Source organism: Mycolicibacterium psychrotolerans (assembly GCF_010729305.1).
GTDB classification, from domain to species: domain Bacteria; phylum Actinomycetota; class Actinomycetes; order Mycobacteriales; family Mycobacteriaceae; genus Mycobacterium; species Mycobacterium psychrotolerans.
Map to the genome: position 1 here is coordinate 2993788 of NZ_AP022574.1, position 20655 is coordinate 3014442.

The window sequence follows — 20655 nt, forward strand, 5'->3', positions numbered from 1 at the left end:
GCGTCAGGGTTGTGGAACGCATTGTGCACCTGCTTCGGCGGCCTGGCCTGGTGCGCGGACACGTCCGCGCCGGTGTCTGCCTCGATGAGGCGTCACGAACGTGGGCAGCCACCAGTTCCATCGGCCCATCAGTCGCATCGCCGCCGGCACCATGACGAGCCTCACGATCGTTGCGTCTATGGCGATGGCCACGGCCGCCGCAAAGCCCAGCTGCTGAACCGTCACAAGCGGAGTGATCACAAACGCCGCGAAGATCGTCGCCATCAGCAGGGCAGCGCCCGAGATCAGGGGAGCGGTCTCCACCACCCCATGGACCACACTTTCCACGTTGTCGCCGGTCTGGTCGTGATGTTCACGCACTCGGCTCAGCAGGAACACCTCGTAGTCGGTGCTGAGGCTGAAAAGCACGGCGACGAGAAGTATGGGGACATAGTTCTGTATCGGCCCCACTGATGCGATCCTCAATGCGTCTGCGAGGAAGCCGTGTTGGAAGACCAGCACGACCGCGCCCAACGCTGCGCCGACGGACAGTAGATTCAGGACGATCGCCTTGCACGGAAGGAGCAGTGAGCGAAAGGTCAACGCCAGCAACACGTACATGACGACGAGCATGGTGGCTACGACAACCGGGCTGCTGTCCGAAAGCTGCTGGGTGGCAGAAGACAAGACCGCCGCCAAGCCGCCGACTGACACCTGCCAGCCGGGTGCGGCGTTACTCCTCGCGACGGCTCGGACCTGGTCGAGAAGTGTTCTGATGCCGGAGTCTCCCGCTCGCCCATCGGAGAACACGTCGATGGCGATCGTCTTGCCGTCGGCAGACACGAATCGGTTCACAGCGGTGCGGGCCCCAGCGCTCAGGCGCTGGAAGTTCTGGTGTTCGATCGCGGTCAACGGGTCTGCGGGCGCTGCGGATCGCAGGACGGGGACCGGCGAGGCCACCCGTGCCGTGTGCTCCAATTGGCCCACGGCGGCGGTCATCGCTGCCAAACGGGCGAAATCTGCGGAGCTGGAGAATGATCCATCAGATCTGAGGACGACCAGGATGGGTTCGACCGCGCCTTTCCCGAACTGTTCCTCCACCAGGTCGTAACCCTGGCGAACCGACGAACTCCTGGGGAGGACCGAGGCGTCACCGCTCTCGGTCTGAAGTCCGAACGCCGGCACCGCGAGGGCGAGTAGGGCCGCGGATGTGAGGGTCAACGCGGCGACCGGCCTTGCCATGATGGTTCGGGCGAGGCGGTCCCAGCGCTGGCGTGACCTATCCCGGGTGGACGGCAGCCACGGTAGGCGCAGGCCCGCCACTCGAGGACCGAGGAGGTGCAGCACTGCGGGAAGAACGAGGAGGCAGGCGACTACGGCGGCCGCCACACCGGTGATTCCGGCGACCGCGATCGAGTGGATCTGAGGAAGGTCGACGATGAACAGGGTCGCCAACGCGGCTGCCACCGTCGTACCCGAGGCGCCAACCGTGCGCCCAGCGGTCCGCATGGTCGTGAAGAGTGCGGTTCGTCGATCTGAGGCGGCAGATTCGTCGATGTAGCGGCGGATCATGATCAGTGAATAGTCCACGCTCACACCGAGTCCCAGCATCGTGGCGATGCTCTGCACGATGACGGTGAGGTCCATCACGCCCGCGAGGCAGGTGAGGGCGCCCGTTGCCAGAACGATCGCGGTCACGCCGACGCCCAGCGAGATCAGGGCCGCGACGGCGCTGCGGTACAGCCACAGGAGTATCCCCACGATCAGCGGCAGTAGAATCAGTTCCACCCGCGCAAGAGATGCCGACCCGACCTCGTCGGTGGCGGCAAAGGCGGCCGCCTGCCCCACCAGATACACGCGCATCCCGTCCGCTTCGAAGGCGGACAACTCCCGCTCCACCTGGGGCAGGACCCGTTTCGCGGTGCCGTCGTCGAGTCCGAGTTGCAGGGTTGTGAGCGCAGTTCTGGCATCTGCCCCGAGAAACTCACGCCGTTGCGGGGAGGGCAGAGAAGCCCAACCGACCTCGCCGCGCGTCTGCAGCCGCGGGTCGGCGGAAACCCGTTCGACCACCGACGCGACGCGCCGGTCGAAGGCGGCCGACGGTGCGCTGAACCGCTCGTCGCGGATCAGCAGCATCACGCTCGAGGAACCCCGTCCGACGAAGCCGGCATCCTGCGCGCCTTCGGCTTGCGCTTCTTCGGATCCGGGAACTGTCCACCCGGCGCCGCTGAGCCGACCGTTCAGCTGTGTCGAGTAGAGCCCGCAGACGACGAACAGGATGACCGCGGCCGCGAGGATCCCACCGGCGTACCGGTACAGCCATCGCGCAAGACACTCCATCACGATCGCCTGCTCGTCATTCGATGACGTTGAGCACAGCCCGGATGCAGCCGTCGGCGAAGTGCCGCGCGGACCGTTCGGAGACAATGCCTTCGGTGTAGGTGAAATTCCAGTACAGCTGGTCGTGGCTCGTGTTGACCGTCGCCAGGAAATAGCCCGTGGGGGAGACGCCCGAGATGAACTGAGCGCCGGACAGCCGCCAGTCACCGATCTGCGTTGCGAAGTGGTAGCGACCGACGTTGGAGATGCCGACGTTCAGCGGTCCGTTGCGCTCGATCAATCCGAACATCCCAGAGCTCTTCGGTTCCGACGCGGGGCAGATGAAGCGCATCGCCCACAGCAGATTGAGGTGTTGTCCGAATCGCTGTCGCCTGCCGAGGGACCGATTGATCTGCCGGGCCATCGACCACAGGTCACGGTCTTGGCCGAAACGCACCATCGACGCCATTGTGTTCACGTAACTGCCAGCCTCGTGGGCAGAGACGGGAGGGTGCAGTTCCGACCGGAAGTCGACTGGCGAGCCGATGCACATTCGCCCCGAAGCAGCACCCGCGGCGACGGGGCCGATCACCATCGCCATCGCGGCGGCGAGCGCGCCGTGCACCGTCACTCCTTCCCGTCGGCAACGGCATATCAGGCGCTGCACCTGTGTCGAAGTCAGCGTGCGCCGCACGAGCCTGGTTCTGCGCTGCACGGGGTGCACCGTCGACTCCGGGGCGAGCCGGCACGGTCGGCAGACGAGCGCGGCCACCGTTTCGATCGCCCCGGTCACGGCGAGTCGGGCGATGCCCCGCGCACCTCGATACTGTGCGGGCAGGCGGTCTTCGGGGGCGCCGATGTCGGGTCGCGGTTCGAGGCAGGTTGACCCGGCCGCGGCATGTTCGATCAGCCTTTGCAGCAGTGTCAACGCGGTGGTCCCGTCGGCGATGACGTGCGACGCCGTCAGAACGAGATCACGGCTGTCAGGCGTTCCTTCGCAGATGATCTCGGCGATCCGGAGTAGAGGACCACTCTGCCAGTCGATCGCCGTCCGGAGTTCGTGCTCGTCGACGAAGCGCTCCCACGCCGCTCCGTCTCCGCGCACACGTCTGATGGGAATGTGCCGGGACGATCGGATGAACGCCGGGTCTGACCCGTCGGGTTCGGCCCGGATCGCCGTTTGCAACAGCGGATGCTCGGCTGCCAGATGACCGGCTGCGACACGCAACACGCCATCGGGGAGACGTCCTGCGAGGTGCACGCGGGCAATCACGTTGAAAGGTGCGATCTGGCCGCCGATCCAGAACCACCGCTCGACCGGGCTGAGTGGACGGTGCACGTCTGCCGGGGTCACTGCGTCCACCCGAGGTCGAATTTCATGGGACGGACGGTCTGCCCGATCACCGACCTCATCGGCGCCCAACGCATCCCGAGATTCCTTGCCGCGCAGACGACGGGGTTCTGTGCCTGTTCGAGTCTGTTGAGACGACGTGAACTGTTCACCAGCATCCTCGTACGACTTCGGCGCATGTTCTCGTAGGTCCGCAGCGCCTGGACCGGGTCTGGCACGCGGGCCATCGCCTCCGCCAGGATGTAGCCGTCCTCCACCGCAGAGCTGGCGCCTTGTGACCTGCTGGTCAGCATGGGATGCGCGGCGTCTCCCAATAGCGTGACCGGGCCCGTGCCCCATTTCTTCAGGAACGGACGATCCTGGCCGGGCACGCTGATGAGGGCCTCCGCCGGTGTGTGGTCGATGGTTTCGACCACCTCGGGGGCCCACCCGTCGAACATGGCGAGGATTTCTTCTTTTCCTCCGCCCCAGTCGCGCGCCTGCGCGGCCGGCATGTTCTTCGTCGCCCACCAGTACGTCATCCCGCCACCGATGTCGATGAGCCCGAAACGCTGTCCCCGGCCCCAATAATGTCCGGTGTACCCGGGCATCATTCGCGGGTGGGCGAAACGCACGGTGGCAAGCCAGCAGGCGTAGCCGTAGTCGATGGGCGTCTGGTCGCCGGCGACCATCGACCGGACGGTAGATCGGAAACCGTCGGCACCGACCAAGACCGCTGCGCGGATATCCGGAGCGGCTATGCAGGTAGCACGCACACCGCGGCCTTCGATGGCGACCTCCGTCACCTCGGTGCCGTAATGGATGGGCGTGTCGCCGGCCGCGGCACTCAGCGTGCGGATCAATTCGTTGCGGTGGATGCTGACGAACGGATGTTTCAGTGCGGCCGTGATCGCAGTTCCGGGCAGTGCCCGGATCAGCGCTCCACTGGCCGTGCGCAACTCGAAGTGCTCGAGTACGCGGCAGCAGGCGTCCGTCGTGAGGTCGATACCCAGCGATCTGAGTACCTTGGTGGCGTTGCTCGCGATTCCGAGCGCCGTGCCGGTAGCTCGCGGCGCTGGTGCGGATTCGAAGACCTCGACATCGATTCCCATGGCACGCAGAGCGATAGCGGCTGTCAGGCCGCCGACTCCGGCCCCGACCACCGCGATGGCCGGCGGGCTCATCGCGTGGCTCCCGCGATGGGCCGCAGCGCGCCGAGTTCGACTGACAGCTTGGCCCCGACGTCTGCGACATGGGGCTCCGACATCATCGACAGGTGATCGCCCGCGACAGGGATCACCCGCAAGCTGCGCGGCGTCAGTCGTTCCCAACCGTTGGTCGGGCTGGCGAACATACTGCCCACGGCGTGGTGGGGGCCGGTCAGTTCCTCCGGGAGCTCTTCGATCGACCTCAGCAGTGTGATGTCGCGGTCCAGAGGCTCATGACAGTAGTCGAGTGTCGCCTGGTAATTGGCCCGGAAGATTTCGTAGAGCCGTCGGATCAAGCGAGGCGAACTGCCGGCGGGAACGATTCCCGCCTCGATCGTGTATTGCAGGGCGGAGTCGAAGAGTGATCCGGGCTCTACGCTGTCGAAGTCCGGCGTGTGCCGCAGTGCATCCATACCCTGGGCCTCCAGGAGGAGTTCCCCGAAGAACCACATGATCAATTCTGATTCCGGCACGTCCTGACGGGGCTCGTCGCTGAGCGCGGTGGTGTCGAGCAGGACGAGACCCGCAAGGTCCTCGTCCGCCAACTTCCGTGCCATCTCGACAGCAACGTAGCCGCCGAAAGACCAGCCGCCGACGATGTAGGGACCGTCGGGGCACACCCTGCGCATCGCGGCGATATAGGACGCCGCCAGTTCGCCGACGGTGTCCAGGGGCGTCGCGCCGGGCTCGGCTCCTGCGGCCTGTAGCGCATAGACGGGCTGGTCGACGGGAAGATGCTTGACGAGATCGAGATAGCACAGGACGTTGCCACCGATCGGGTGGACCAGAAAAAGGGGGACGCGAGCGCCAGAGGCGCGCAGCGGGACAATAGGATCGAACCCACGCATGGGGGCGCCGGCAGAGACCAGCCGGGCGATGTCGGCGGGCGTGGGCGCACTGAGGAACACATCCAATGGGATCTCGATGTCCCACAGTCGCGCGATGGCCAACACCACCCGCATGGCTCCGATCGAGGTGCCTCCGGCGTCGAAGAAGTCGGTATGTGCCGCAAACCCGGGACTACCCGCGAACTCCGCCATGATCTCGGCCACCGCTTGCTCGTATGCACTGACCGGTCCGTCGGCGATCGGTGGGGAATCGATCTCGGCGAGCGGCAACTCACGCAGCGCCTTGTCATCGCGCTTGCCGCTGGGGGTCAGCGGGAACTCATCGAGCCAGCGGAAATGCATCGGGACCATATACGCGGGTAGCACATCCCGCAGGCGCGCCCGGATCGCGGTGACGTCGGCTTCAGTCCTGTCGCCGAGTAGATAGGCCACCAGTGTGGAGTCCCGGGAGTCGAGATCCTTCGCGACGACGGCCGCCGCCTGAACAGCCTTGTCGTCGAGATGCATCAGTGCGAGTTCGACCTCCGCGCACTCGATGCGGAAGCCACGCACCTTCACCTGGGTGTCGGCGCGTCCGAGGTAGACGAGGTCACCGGTGGGTAGCTGCACTCCCAGGTCGCCCGTGCGATACATCCGCTCACCCTGCGTGCCGATCGACACGAACCGCTCCGCGGTCAGGTCCGGTCTTCCCTCGTAACCGAGTGCCAAGCAACGACCTCCGATGTATATCTCGCCCTGGCTTCCCGGCGGGACCGGCCGTCGGTTGGAATCGAGCAGCCTGATCGTCGCCCCGTCGATCGGGGTACCGATCGGCGGTAGCGTGGGGTAGTCGTCAGGTGACCCGCGCAATGTATAGCCGGCGACTTCATGCGTCTCCGTGGGGCCGTACTGATTCTCCAGGACGAGGCCGGGGTTCTCAGCGCACAGCTGCCTGATCTCCGTTGTCACCCTGAGCTGTTCGCCCACATTGACCGCCACCCGCAGCGAATGCAGTCGTGTTCGGCTCACCAGTGCGGCCTCTGCGAAGGCCTGCAACGCAACGCAGGTCAGGAATACGCGGTTGACCGACTCATCCGCGACGAGGCGCACGAGTGCCGATAGATCCCTCCGTTGCGCCTCGGAAACCAATCGCAGCGTCCCGCCGCCGCACAGCGTGGAGAAGATCTCCTGAAACGACACGTCGAAGGAGAGCGGGAAGAACTGGAGCGTCGTCCCGCCGACTGCACCGGATGGGCGCCGGTTCTGCCATTCGATGACGTTGTGCAGAGCCCGGTGCGGCATCGCAACGCCCTTGGGCTCGCCCGTCGACCCTGACGTGAACAACACATACGCCGTGCTCGCGGGATCGATGCCCGGTAACGCCGTCGATGCCGGCACCGCCAGCAGCGCTCGAACTTCGGTGATATCGGAGATGACCCGGAATGGGCGGGCGCGTTCGATCATCAAGTCGATTCGCGCGCTCGGATAGCTCACATCCAGCGGCACAACCGCCGCACCCGCCTTCAGGACACCGAGAACAGTCGCTATCAACTCGGGGGAGCGCTCGAGCTTCACGCCCACCCGCGCGCCGACCGGCATGCCCGCGCTCACCAACCCGGCCGCGATCCGCTCGGCGCCGCGGTCCAGCTGGCCGTACGTCCAGCCGCCGGTGTCGCCGTTGACTGCGGTCGCCTGCGGGTGGGCCGTCGCCTGCTCGGAGACGAGTTCGACGACGTCGCGAACCGCCATCTCACCGGCGGCAGGATCACAGACTCCCTCGGGTGTGCGAACGATCGTTGCCAGCACGCGAAGGAAGGCATGCGCGAACTCGCCTGCCTGCGCCGCCGTGAGCAGCGTCGGATCACCGGTGACCCGCAGCGACAGTTGGCCGGTCTGCGGGTCTGTGGAAGCGGTCGCCCACAGTGGATAGTTCGTCCGCTCGCGCGCCTCGAAGTCGAGGAGTTCCGCGCCGGTGACGGTGCCCAACTCGCCGAACAGGTGGTAGTTGATGAAGTCGAACACTGCCGTGAACAGAGGCCGGCCGACATCGGATTGCATGACCTGCAGTGGGTATCGACGATATCGGTGGCTTGCGCGTTCGAACTCGGCGACGTGGTCGACGACGTCGAGCCAGGTCGTAGGTGTGTCGTCGAGCCGGATCGGAATCGTATTGAGAAACAGCCCGGCAGCCACTTCGGCGCCGGTCCGGCTGGGGCGGCCGTGAGTGACCAGACCGGTCGTGACGTCCATGTCGCCGGAGAGCCGCTGAAGAGTCACGCAATGCGCGGCGAGTAGCAGCGACTTCACCGGGACGCCCCGAGACCGCGCAAGCTGACTCGCGGCGCGCTGCAGCCACTGCGGAAGCTGCACGACGACGCTCGGGGCGCCGGTCACCGGGGCCTCGTGGGGCACGTAGGAGGCTAGCGTCGTGGCGCGGGATCCCGCCAGCACGCGACGCCAGAATGCCTGCGCTGCAGGGTCATCGATCGTCTCCCTCTCCAAGCGGACATGCTCGGCCAGGAGGGTGGTGGCGTCCGGGTCGGCCTCGACCGCAGGCACGTCGAATCCGAGATGGTTCAGGTAGTCCTGCACCACCTCGCGGACGAGGTTGGCAGCACTCCAGCCGTCCAGCAGCGCGTGGTGGAATGCGAAGACCAGATCCAGCCAGTCATCGCCGACGAACGCGCGCAGGCTGTAGAGAGGAGCGCTGCTGAAGCTGTAGCGGTGTGCCTGGCGTGCGGTCATGTAGTCGTCGACGTCCGCGTCGGTGGCCGCGGTCACGACATCGAACGCTCGCGGTACCTGCGAGCTGACCACCTGAACGGGCAGTGAATAGCGAGTCAGTTCGAACGAGGATCGCAGTGCGGGGTGCCGGTCGACCATGCGATCAAAGGCGTCCTGGAACTCGTCTTCGCGCCATGGCATCGCGATCCGGTATCGGAAGACGTCCTTGTACATCGTCGACTCGGCGCGCTCGATGCTGTGGAACAACATGCCGAGTTGCAACACGTTCGCAGGGAAGGCGTCGTCGGCGTCGTGCAGCGCGGCGCGGTCGATCAGCGGCAGCAGGGCGAAAGGCGTTGTGATGCCGAGATTCTCGGGTGCCGGCTGGGAACTGGACCTGGCGAGTCCGGCGACCGTCGGGCTTGCATACAGTTCCTCGATGTCGAAGGTGATCCCACGTTTCTCTGCCCTGCTGCGAACCAGCAGGGCCAGGATCGAGTCGCCCCCTATGGTGAAGAAGTCATCGTGGACACCAACAGATTCGACTCCGAGCGTCGAGGCGAACACATCGACCAGGACCGCCTCGGCCGCAGAGTCAGGGGCAACAGATTCGTCGGTGTAGGCCTCGATCGCCTGCTCGGGTGTGCGCGCTATCGTGCTCAGCGCATCGACGAATGTCTGCGCATACTCGTGGACCTGTGTGCCGTTGACACAGTGCGGATCGCCGGTGACGCGAACGAACATCCGCTGTGTTCGTGGGTCGACGCCGACGGTTGCGAGGAGGCCGAAATTGGTCTGCTCATGCACCTCCATGTCGAGCAGCTCGATCCCGGGCATCCCGGCCAGCTGAGCCAGCGGGCGGTAATTGACGAAGTTGAATGCGGTGGTCAACAAGACCCGACCTGCGTCGGATTGCATGGCCTGCAGCGGGTACCGCCGATAGTGGTGGCAGTCGCGTTCGAGTTGGGTCACCTGCTCGACGACGTCCCTCCAGGTCGGGTGCTCGCTGTCCAGCCGGATCGGGATGGTGTTCAGGAACAGCCCGGCGGCTGCTTCGGCGCCCGCAATGCCCGGCCTTCCGTGCGTGACCAGCCCCGTCGTGACGTCCGTCTGACCCGAGAGCTTCTGCAGGGTGACGCAATGCGCGGCCAAGAGAAGAGATTTCAGCGGCCAACGACGAGACTTCGCGAGCTGGCTCAGGGAATCCGGCAGCCACTCCGGAATCGGTTCCGTCGCAACGATTTCAGAAGACCGCTTCGGCTCGCCGATGCCGTCGGACCGTAGCGCCGTCGGATGAGATCCGGCTACCACGCGACGCCAGAACTCTCGTGCAGCGGGGTCCTCGGAAGCATCTCTCACCAAGCGGGCGTACTCGGCGAGCACCGTTGCCGGCTGCACCTCGGCTTCCACCGCAGGCACCTCGAGACCCACCCGGAACAGATAGTCTCGCAGCAACTCACAGAACAGGTTGGCGACGCTCCAGCCGTCGAGGATCGCGTGGTGGAACGAGAAGACCAGATCCACGCCCTCGTCCCGGACAAACGCACGCAGGCTGTACAGCGGGCCGCTGTCCAGGTCATAGTGCTGCGAATGCCGGGCGGTGACGTAGTCGCGGACCAGCGCTTCATCGCCGCCGGTCACAACGTCGAACGCGCGCGGCACCCGCGGTCTGACGACCTGCACCGGCACCGAACATTCGGTCAGATCGAATGACGACCGCAGCGCGGGATGCCGAGCGACGAGCTGGTCGAACGCTGCCGTGAAATCCCCTTCACGCCATGGCATCGCCATGCGGTAGCGAAAGACGTCCTTGTACATCGACCCCACACGCCCGAGGCTGTGGAACAACATGCCCAGTTGCAGCACAGTCGCCGGGAAGGCGTCCTCGGCGCCGCGCAAGGCGCTGCGGTCGATCAGCGGAAGCAAGGCGAACGGCTCTGTAGTAAGGCGCGGTTCGGGGTCCGGCCGCGATCCGGACTCGGCGAGTTCGGCGACCGTCGGCCGGACGAACAGCTCCTCGACGTCAACCGTGACGCCGCGCTTCTCGGCCTCGCCGCGCACGGCTATGGCCAGGATGGAGTCACCGCCGATGGCGAAGAAGTTGTCGTGCACACCGACCGAGTCGACGCCGAGTACCGTGGCGAACACCTCGGCCAGCACCGACTCGGCCGAGGTGCGTGGCGTCACGGCCGAGTGGTCCGGTGCACCGGGCCGGGGTAGCGCCCGTCGATCCACTTTGCCACTGGCGGTGAGCGGGAACGCCCTCAGTGACACGAAGTTGGTGGGAACCATGTAGGTGGGCAGCCGCCGCGTCAGGTGCGCGCGGAGTTCGTCTACGGAGACGGATTCGCCGACGAAGTAGCCGATGAGGTGGACGTCGGGCATGTTCGACGGTTCGGCGAGAACCACCGCTGAGTGCACGCCGGGGCATGACTCCATGACTGCCTGGACCTCGCCGAGACTCACACGATTTCCTCGGACCTTCACCTCGTCGTCGCTGCGGCCCAGGAACTCCAGGTTCCCATCCGCCCGCCATCGCGCGAGGTCGCCGGTTCGGTACCGCCGACCGCCCGGCACGTGATCATCCCTGACGAATGCTGCCGCGGTCAGATCGTCACGACCTCGGTAGCCACGTGCCAGCCCCAACCCGCCGATGTTCAGCTCACCGGGAACGCCTATCGGACAGGGGTTTCCGCGCTGGTCGAGCACGAGCAACGTCGTGTTGTCGATCGGCTTCCCGATCGGGACGACATCGACGCGGCCGGACGACGGACAGTCGAAGTAGCTCACATCCACCGTCGCCTCGGTCGGCCCGTACAGGTTTACCAGCCGAGGCGCTCCGATCGCACTGAACGTCCGGTTGAACCGCTCGACCAGCGTCGGCGTGAGTGCTTCTCCGCTGCAGAACACGGTGCGTAAGGAGGTGAGCCGGAGTATCGAAGCAGGGCGGTCTGTCAGTTCGTCCAAGAACGGGCCGAGCAGCGACGGCACGAAATGCATGACCGTCACCCGATGCTGCTCGACTGCTGCCACGATCTTGCGAGGGTCACGCTCGCCGCCGGGCTCGAGCACCGCGACGCATGCACCCGCCATCGACCACCAGAGCAACTCCCACACCGACACGTCGAAGGTGGCCGGTGTCTTGTGCAGAATGACGTCCTGGTGGTAGAGCGGATACCGGCGCTGCATCCACTGCAGCCGGTTGGCCACCGACCGGTGTTCGACCATCACACCCTTGGGCCGCCCTGTGGACCCCGACGTGTAGATGACGTAGGCGAGGTCCTCGGGTGAGGCGACGGGTTCAACCGGGTCGGCCGGCGATATCGACGGATTCACTCGATCGATGCCGAGTTCGTCGAGCAATTCGATGAACTCGGGTCCGGCGATCACGACATGCGCGCCGCTGTCGCCGAGGACGGTCTGGATACGTGTCGCCGGATGTCCGGGATCGATCGGCACGTATGCGGCCCCCGCGCGCAAGATCCCATGGATCGCCACTACCAGTTCGGGTGAGCGGGGGATGATGACCCCAACGCACTCATCGCGCCCGACGCCTCTGGCGCGCAATACTTCTGCGATGTGACTGACGGCCCCGTCGAACTCCCCGTAGCTCAGCGTCCCGGCCGCCGACACCACCGCGGGCCGCTCGCGGGGGGTGTCGGCCGCGACTTGGTCGATCCTGGTCTCCGACGCGATTCCGAGGTCAGACACCGATCGGCCCCCCGCGCGAGAACATCTGGAGCACGGCGCGGTCGGCGGCCGACAGCATATCGACATCGCCGAGCGGCATCTCTGGTACGTCCAAGGCATTGGTGATCAACGTCAGGACGTGCCGCATAGCGTCTGCGAACTGATAGTCGGTGTCGAAGACGTCGCAGGCGTAGAACAGGTCGACCTCGAGCGATCCGTCCCGCTCGTGGTCGCGAACGACGATGTTCACCGCGTCGAGCGAGTAACCGGACGCGAGGAGACTGGAGTCTCGCCAGATCATCTCGGCGTCCTCAAAGTCGGGAACCGTGAGGTAGGAGTACGTGACGTCGAACAGCGTCGTGTGCGGTCCCGCGCCGTTGTGCAATGCCGCGACGATGTCCCCGTACGCAAACCTCTGGCGTGCCTGCAATTCCCACACCTGTGCCGAGATCTGATCGGCGAGTGCGGTCATGCACATTCTGCCGTCGACCGGAATCCGTAGCGGCAGCATGTTCACCATGCAGCCGACGGTCCGCAGTTCGTCTTCCCCTGACCGGTTCAAGAACGGTACGCCGATGACGATGTCGCCGCCACGATGTATCCGGCGCAGGTATTCGCCGATCGCCGCCGCGGTGAATGCGAAGATCGAGCGGCCGGTATCTCGCATACGTCCGGCGCTCTCGGCCGTCACGTGCATGGTCTGGTGCCCGCGCCGTCTGCTGCGAACCGAGCCGCCGCGCGCGAACAACGCCGGTTCCACGTCGAGGTACTTGTCGAGGAAGTACTGCCGGTCGGCCGCCCACTCCGGGGAGTGGCGGAATTCGCGATCGGCCCGGACGAAGTTCAGGTAGCTCGGCGCCTCGGGCTGGTCCGGTCGCCGGATGTGGTCGCCGAGGTCGGCGTCGCCCACATACTCGTTCAAGACTTCGCACAGCGCGAGATTGATCCCCCACGCGTCTGTCACGGCGTGATGGAAACACGCGTAGACCACGAACGAGTCGGGTCGATCGACGAGGACGGCGGCGCGGGTCAAAGGCCCGTCAGTGGGGAGGACGTGATCGTCGGCCTCGTCGATCCACCGCGCGCAGGCGGCCGCAGGATCGGGCTGGGCGGTGAAATCGGCGAACTCGAGTTCCGGCAATTCCGTCCCGACGTGCTGGACGATCTCGCCGCCAAGAAGCTCAAAACGCAGTCGCAGCGCGTCGTTGCGCATGCACGTTCGCCGGACACATTGGCGCATACGCTCGAGATTCACCGTGCCTGCCAGCCTTGCGTGGGCGACGATCTGGGCAATCGGCAGGTCCGGATATCGTGCGCCGATGGCGACGATGTCGCGTTGGCACCCGGCCAGAGGCCAGCGATCGAGCTCGACCCGGTCGCTGCCTTCTCCGTGGGCCTGGCGGAGATCCCCGTCGAGTGCATCCGCGAGGTACCGGGCCAGCGCCGCCGGTGTCGGATTCTCGAAGACAGCGGTGGTCGACAACTTGACGCCGGTCGCAGATTTCAGCCGGTTCCGAAGCTCGACCGCGCCCAGTGAGTCGAAGCCGAGCACCTTGAACTCCTGGTCGGCGCCGACCGCGTCCCGGGACTCGTGCCCGAGCACCGCGGCTGCGTTGGCGCGCACCACGTCGAGGAGTTCGTGTTCACGATCGGAGGTACTCATCGCGCTGAGGCGCTGTCGAAGGTCACCCGACGATTCCCCGCCGACGGCTGCCGCGGCCGTACGTCGCACGGGGCGAATCAGGCTGCGGAACATCGGTGCCACGCCAGCTGCGACCGAGTGAGACCGGACGGCGTTGAGGTCGAACCGTGCCGGTATCAGGAGCGAAGGTCCCTGCCGGAGCGCTGCATCGAAGAGTGCGAGCCCATCTGCCGAGGACATCGCGATGTACCCGCTGCGGCTCATGCGCGAACGATCGCGCACGTCCAGATGCCCTGTCATCCCGGTCGCCTGCCCCCACCATCCCCATGCCATGGCCACGCCCGGAAGGCCCTGCTGCCGCCGATGCTGTGCGAGCGCATCGAGGAATGCGTTGGCGGCCGCGTAATTCGCCTGGCCCGGTGACCCGAGAACCCCTGCTGCCGAGGAGAACAACACGAACATCGACAGATCCGCGGATGCGGTCAGTTCGTGAAGGTTCCACGCGGCGTCGACCTTCGGACGCAGCACCGAGTCCAGGCGGTGAGGCGTCTGCGCGGTGAACACCGCGTCATCGAGCACTCCGGCGGCATGAACGACGGCGGTCAACGGATGGTCGGCCGATATCCCGGACAAAAGGACCTGTAGTGAGTCGCGGTCCGATGCGTCACATGATTCGACCTGTACGGAAGCGCCGAGCTCGGCGAGCTCCGATTCGATCGCAGCGGCGCCCTCGGCGGCCCGCCCCTGTCGGCTGATGAGCAACAGATTGCGCGCACCGTGGCGGGTCACCAGATGCCGGGCGATCAACACGCCGAGCACGCCCGTCCCGCCCGTGATCAACACCGTGCCCTCGTGATCGAGCGGCGGCGGCACGATGAGCGACAACTTGCCGACGTGGCGTGCGCGGCCGAGGAATCGGAAGGCGTCCGCCGCCTGTCGGATGTCCCAGGACCTAACGGGAAGTGGCCGCAGATCACCCGCCTCGAAGAGCTCTACCAGCTCCCCGAGCATTTCGCTCAGGAGGTGTGGAGCGACATCGTCGACGAGATCGAACGCGCGGTACACAACACCCGGGTGTTCCGTCGCGATATCGCGCTGTCCACGGATGTCTGCTTTGCCTAGCTCGATGAACCGTCCACCGCCGGCCATCAGCCGCAACGATGCATCGACGAATTCCTCTTTGAGGCAGTTGATCACGACGTCCATGCCCACACCGTTGGTGACCTCTGAAAACTTGCGCTCGAAGTCGAGGGTGCGCGAGTTCGCGATGTGATCGTCGTCGAAGCCCATGTTGCGCAGGGTCTCCCATTTGCCAGGGCTGGCAGTCGCGAACACTTCCGCACCCCAGTGGCGGGCCAGCTGGACCGCAGCCATGCCGACACCGCCGGTGGCGGCGTGTATCAGCACGCGCTCGCCCGCGCTGACGCGCGCCGCATGCGCCAACGCGTAGTACGAGGTCAGGAAGACTGCAGGCACCGTTGCCGCCTGTGCAAGAGACCAATTTGTGGGAATGTGGGTGATTCTCCAGTGATCCACGACCACAACGGGTCCCGCTCCGAAGAATTGACCCATTACACGGTCGCCCGGCACGAACTCGAGCACGTCGTCGGCGACCTCCAGGATGACACCGGCCCCTTCGAGGCCGACGTCGTGATCCGACGGGTGCCCCAGGGCGGTCAGCACATCGTGGAAATTCACGCCGCAACACCGCAGGCCCAGTCGCACCTGACCCGGTTTCAGGGGCATCGAAGCATCCGGACATGGACGCAGCGCAAAGTTGTGTGCATCCAGCGTGCCTTCGCCTAGGGTGGCAAGCTGCCAGGTGCCTGTCTCGAACAGCTCAGCCCCGTCGATGCGACCGGTGCGAATCAGGCGAGGGGCCAAGCATGCACCATCGCGCACCGCGAGCTGGGGTTCGTCCATGCCCCTGATCTCGGTGACAGCGTGATCGGCGCTGGCGCAGTCGTCGAGGTCTGCCACAACGATACGGCCGGGGTTCTCGGTCTGCGCGCTCCGCAACAAGCCCCACACGGCGGCCTGGCCGAGATCTGTCACGTCTTCCGACGAGTCGACTGCGATCGCCCCACGCGTCAGCACCACCAGGCGTGTGCTGTCGTCGTGAGCATCGCTGGACAGCCAATTCTGTACCCGATCCAACACGTCCGCCAGGATCCGGTGTGTGCCCTCCGGCACCGTGACGTTCTCGGCGGCAAGGGACGGGCAACGCAGCACGGTAATCTCACGCGTGGCGACTTTTTGGGCGGGTGTGACCGCGGGGCTGCCGGCGCAGCTGTCGATGCGCGGTAAGGCGACCCAATCCACTGTGTAGACGCCGTCGTCGGTATCTGCGCTCTGGAGCAGCTGACGCGTCGAAATACTCAGGAGAGCAAGTGATTCGATACGGCCAATCGGTGTGCCGCCGCCGTCCATCAGGGTGATCGCGACCCGGTCGTCACCGACGCGCGTGATGTGTGCGCGTAACCGGCTCGAGCCTACGGCATGCAGCGACACGCCGTCCCATTCAAACGGCAACCTCGTCAGCTCCGATTCTGCGAGGACGCCACCGGCGGCAATGCCGTGCAGGACCGCGTCGAGCAGCACCGGATGCAGGGCGAATCTGCCCGCATCGGGTGCCAGCCCTGCCGGCAGCGCCGCTTCGACGAAGACCTCGGTGCCGCGGCACCATACCGACTGCAGCCCGCGGAACGCCGGACCGTAGTCGTAACCACATTCGGCCAATCTGGGGTAGACCGTCGCGATGTCGACCGATGTCGCATCCTGCGGCGGCCACCGGGTCAAGTGTTGCTCGTCGGGGGCTGAGTCGCCGGACGGGGCCAGTGATCCCTCGGCGTTGCGCGTCCACGCCCGCTCGGCGCCATCGTCGACGCGCGAGTAGATGCGGACCTGGCGATCGCCGGACTCGCGCCAACCGCCGACGACCACCTGTATAACGACACCGCCGTGTTCGTCGATGATCATCGGCGCCTGAAGTACCAGCTCGCTCACCTGCGGGCACCCCGCTTGCTCGCCCGCATGCAGCGCCAGCTCCACCATCGCCGCTCCCGGCGCGAGCACCACGCCGTGCACCTTGTGGTCCGCGAGCCACGGATGGGACGCGAGCGACAGCCGACCTGTGATGATGATGTCATCCGAATCCGCGCTGGCCACAACGGCTCCGAGTAACGGATGCTCGGCGGTACCGACGCCGAGGCTGCTCGCGACGATGGAACCGGTTCCCGGGTTCATCCAATAGCGCTTGCGCTGAAACGCGTAGGTGGGTAGGTCGACCCGGTGCGCGCCGGTACCGTCGAACATCCCCTCCCAGTCCGTTGCCGTCCCGTGGACGTGGGCGTGGGCGGCCGCGAGCAGGAACCTGTGCATGCCACCTTCATTGCGACGCAACGTTGCGGCGACAGTGCATTCCTCGACGCAGTCCTCCAGCGATTCCTCGATGGCGGTGGTCAGCACCGGATGGGGGCTGACTTCCAGGAACGTGCGATGGCCGTGGTCATACGACCATCGGAGCGCCGGTGCGAACAGCACCGGTTGACGCAGGTTGGTGAACCAGTAGTCGCCGTCGAGGATCTGCGTGTCGAGTTCTCTGCCGCTGACCGCAGAGATGAACGTGGTCTCACTCGTCCGTGGCTGCAGCCCGGAGAGCGACTCCCGCAGCGTTTCACGCAACGTCTCGACGTCGGGCGAATGCGACGCATAGTCAACGGGGATCCGGGTTGCGGGCACCTCCTCTCGTTCACACACGGCCATCAGTTTGTCCAGAGCCGTCACACGCCCCGTGACAACCGTCGAGGACGGGCCATTATGCGCAGCAACGGAGATCGACCGGGGCCACGCGCGGATGAGCGTGTGGACTTCTTGTGCCGACCTGGCGATCGATGCCATGCCGCCGGTTCCCGCGATGGCGCGGATCGCCCTGCTGCGCAACGTGACGACTCTGGACGCGTCTCTGAGCGACAGGGCACCGGCAACATAGGCGGCGGCGATCTCGCCCTGTGAATGGCCCAGCACAGCGTCGGGCCGAATTCCGAGCGCACGCCATTGCGCGGCCAACGACACCATGACTGCGAACAACACGGGTTGCACTACGTCGACTCGGTTGAGATGGTCAGAATCGTGGCCGCCTCGTGCGACCTCGAGCAGCGACCAGTCGACGAACTCGGCGAAAGCTGCATCGCAGAGCCGCATCTGATCGGCGAACGCCGGCGCAGAATCCAGCAGCTCGGCCGCCATCCCCGGCCACTGCGAACCCTGACCGGGAAAGACGAAGACGGTTCCGCCCGTGGCAGCGGCCTCACCGGTAATTACATTCGGCGCAGGCATGCCGGAGGAGATCGCGGTCAGCCCACCCAGGAGGTCCTCACGGCCGGTTCCGACTACGACGGCGCGGTGGTCGAACAACGTCCGGGTGGTGATCAACGAGTACGCCATGTCGTGTGAATCCACGTCGGGATGCTGGTCGACGAAGCGCCGTAGTCGGTGCGCCTGCGCGGCCAACGCCGACGCTGTCTTCGCTGACAACACCCATGGCGTCGCCAGTGGACGCCGGTGCGCCGGTGCCACGGTCGCGGTCTCCGGTGGGTGCTGTTCGAGTACCACGTGGGCGTTGGTTCCGCTGAGGCCGAACGAGGACACCGCGGCCCGTCGCGGCCGGCCGGTCAGGTCGGGCCACGGGCATGCGCTCTCGACCACTCTGGTTGTCCCGGATGACCAATCCACCTGTGGTGTGGGCGAATCGAAGTTCAAGGTGGCGGGCACTGTCCCACTGTTCACCGCCGTCACGATTTTGATCACGCCGGCGACACCGGCAGCGTACTGCGTGTGTCCGATGTTCGACTTGACCGATCCGATCAACAGCGGGCGCGCCGCAGAGTGTGCTTCGCCATACGTCGCCTGCAACGCCCGCGCTTCGATGGGATCACCGATCCTGGTGCCCGTGCCGTGTGCCTCGACCACGTCGATGTCGGCCGCGGTCAGACACCCATCCAGCAGGGCCTGCGCAATCACCTGCTGCTGTGCTTGCCCGCTTGGGGCCGAGAGCACATCGGTGGCGCCGTCCTGCCCGACGGCGCTACCCCTGATCAGTGCCAGCACCGGATAGCCCTTACTTCGCGCGTGCGACAGCGTGGCCAACACCAGTATGCCGGCGCCTTCGGCGGCACCGAACCCGTCGGCGGCCGCGGCGAACGGCTTGGAGCGACCGTCCGCGGCCAGCGCGCCCTGCCGGCCCAAGCCGATGTAGACGCTCGGCGAGCACACCACGCTCACCCCACCTGCGAGGGCGAGGTCACATTCGCCCGACCGTAACGAGCGCACGGCGAGATGAATGGAAACCAGAGACGAGGAGCAGCCCGTGTCCACCGTCAATGCTTGGCCGCGCAGTCCGAATGTGTAGGCCAAGCGACCCGATGCGATGCATGTCGGGATGCCGGTGGCCAGATATCCGGCGTACCCCTCCGCCTCGTCATAGAGCCGGGGACCGTACTCCTGGGCGGCCGCGCCGATGAACACACCGGTGGCACTGCCGTGCAGGGAGATCGGATCGATTCCGGCGCGTTCCAATGCCTCCCAGGTCGTTTCCAGCAGCAGTCGCTGCTGCGGATCCATCGCGCGTGCTTCGCGCGGACTGATCCCGAAGAACGAAGCATCGAAATGAGCGACGTCGTCGACGAATGACCCCGCCCGCACGTATGTGGCACCCGGCGCGTCCGGATCGGGACCGCACAGCGCGGCGAGATTCCAGCCGCGATCAGCGGGAAACCCCGACACCGCATCGCGTTCCTCGGTCAGCAGTCGCCACAAGTCATCTGGGCTTTGCACCCCGCCGGGAAATCGACAGCCCATCCCGAGGATCGCGATGGGCTCGGTGCTGTGCTCAGACCCCTCCACCGCATGGCACACGTCTTCAGCGGCCATTGAGCACCTGGCTTTCGCTGCCCGATGGCCGCGACCAGGTGCCGTCCAGGTGATCCGTCACCGCGTGACCGTTCGGGACCGGCGACTTCTCCGCTACATGAACGAAGAAGTCTGACTCGTGCTCGTCATACGCCTCCTGGAAATCGCCGTACGTTCGTAAACCTTCGAAACCCGCCTCGCACAGCAACTGCCGAAGGTAGTCCTTCCGAAGCGGGAACATGTTCAGCGTGTAGTGAAGCCCCTCTGCGAAGGTGTATTTGAAGCGAGCGAGGCTCTCGTCCAGGTACTCGGGTTCCGCCGTGACCCGCTTTCCGCAGTAGTAGTACTTGTGCTTCGTGGTGAAGCCGTGGTCGAGCATCTCGTCGTAGTTCCGGTGGTCGACGATCAGGATGCCGTCATGTCGCAGCGCGGCGTAGAACTCCGCCAGTACCTTTCGGCGATCCTGTTCGCAGTGCAGATGGGTGAACGAGTTGCCGAGGCAGACGATGGCGTCGAACTTGCCGCGAATCGCCTGGTTGAGGCGGCGCCAATCTGCGTGCACGGTGTTGAGGATCAGGCCCTGTTTGGTGCCGTTGTCGAAAGCTTTGGCCAGCATGGCCGCCGAGCCGTCCAGACTGGTGACATGAAATCCGGCCGTCGACAGGCTGACCGAGTGGAACCCGGTACCGGTGGCGACATCGAGCACCGTCTTTTTGTTCGACGTGCGAAGGAGGTCGATGAAGAATTGGCCCTCAGACTGGGCGCGCGCTGGCCAATCGATCAACTCGTCCCACTTGTCGACGAACCCCTTGACGAACTCCCTGCGGTAGACGTCGGGGCCGCGATCATTCAGTTGGTCGACGTGATAGTGCTGCTCGGACGACTGCTGTTGCGGGCTGCCCGATACTCCTGAATTCGACATCGGCCACCGATTCCGATCTTCGTTGAAGCGTTTCCAGCCTGCGAAGATAGGGTCACTCGTTGAGGGGGCAGCGAATGCAGTAGAGCGGTACTGCAATCAAAGTC

At 65.6% G+C, this 20655-nt stretch carries 6 protein-coding genes; all 6 read right to left on the reverse strand.

Going from position 1 to position 20655, the window contains the following annotated elements:
• Window positions 1-3: 3 nt before the first annotated feature.
• The 6 genes from G6N45_RS14625 to G6N45_RS14655 are packed head-to-tail and all read right to left on the reverse strand — an operon-like array spanning window position 4 to window position 20647.
• Window positions 4-2406 carry an MMPL family transporter gene (locus tag G6N45_RS14625; RefSeq protein WP_163722960.1) on the reverse strand — a complete coding sequence of 801 codons (2403 nt, stop codon included), beginning with the start codon at window positions 2404-2406 and terminating at the stop codon, window positions 4-6.
• Window positions 2336-3652: a phthiocerol/phthiodiolone dimycocerosyl transferase family protein gene (locus G6N45_RS14630; protein WP_163722961.1), complete on the reverse strand. Its 1317-nt coding sequence runs from the start codon at window positions 3650-3652 to the stop codon at window positions 2336-2338. Before G6N45_RS14630 ends, G6N45_RS14625 begins: the two co-directional genes overlap by 71 nt.
• Window positions 3649-4812: an FAD-dependent monooxygenase gene (locus G6N45_RS14635; RefSeq protein ID WP_163722962.1), complete on the reverse strand. Its 1164-nt coding sequence runs from the start codon at window positions 4810-4812 to the stop codon at window positions 3649-3651. Before G6N45_RS14635 ends, G6N45_RS14630 begins: the two co-directional genes overlap by 4 nt.
• Window positions 4809-12197, reverse strand: a complete 7389-nt coding sequence (locus G6N45_RS28045) for a non-ribosomal peptide synthetase (RefSeq protein ID WP_246228693.1) — start codon at window positions 12195-12197, stop codon at window positions 4809-4811. Before G6N45_RS28045 ends, G6N45_RS14635 begins: the two co-directional genes overlap by 4 nt.
• Complete coding sequence (locus G6N45_RS14650; RefSeq protein WP_163722963.1) at window positions 12091-19650, reverse strand: type I polyketide synthase; 7560 nt, start codon at window positions 19648-19650, stop codon at window positions 12091-12093. Before G6N45_RS14650 ends, G6N45_RS28045 begins: the two co-directional genes overlap by 107 nt.
• On the reverse strand, window positions 19640-20647 hold the full coding sequence (locus tag G6N45_RS14655) for a glycine/sarcosine N-methyltransferase (RefSeq protein ID WP_246228694.1): 1008 nt from the start codon (window positions 20645-20647) through the stop codon (window positions 19640-19642). Before G6N45_RS14655 ends, G6N45_RS14650 begins: the two co-directional genes overlap by 11 nt.
• Window positions 20648-20655 lie beyond the last annotated feature (8 nt).

Excerpts from the sequence above, each read along its gene's own strand:
- G6N45_RS14635 (WP_163722962.1), bottom strand. The coding sequence starts at position 4,812 with ATGAGCCCGCCGGCCATCGCGGTGGTCGGGGCCGGAGTCGGCGGCCTG.
- G6N45_RS28045 (WP_246228693.1), bottom strand. The coding sequence starts at position 12,197 with ATGCCTTGGACGTACCAGAGATGCCGCTCGGCGATGTCGATATGCTGT.
- G6N45_RS14650 (WP_163722963.1), bottom strand. The coding sequence starts at position 19,650 with ATGGCCGCTGAAGACGTGTGCCATGCGGTGGAGGGGTCTGAGCACAGC.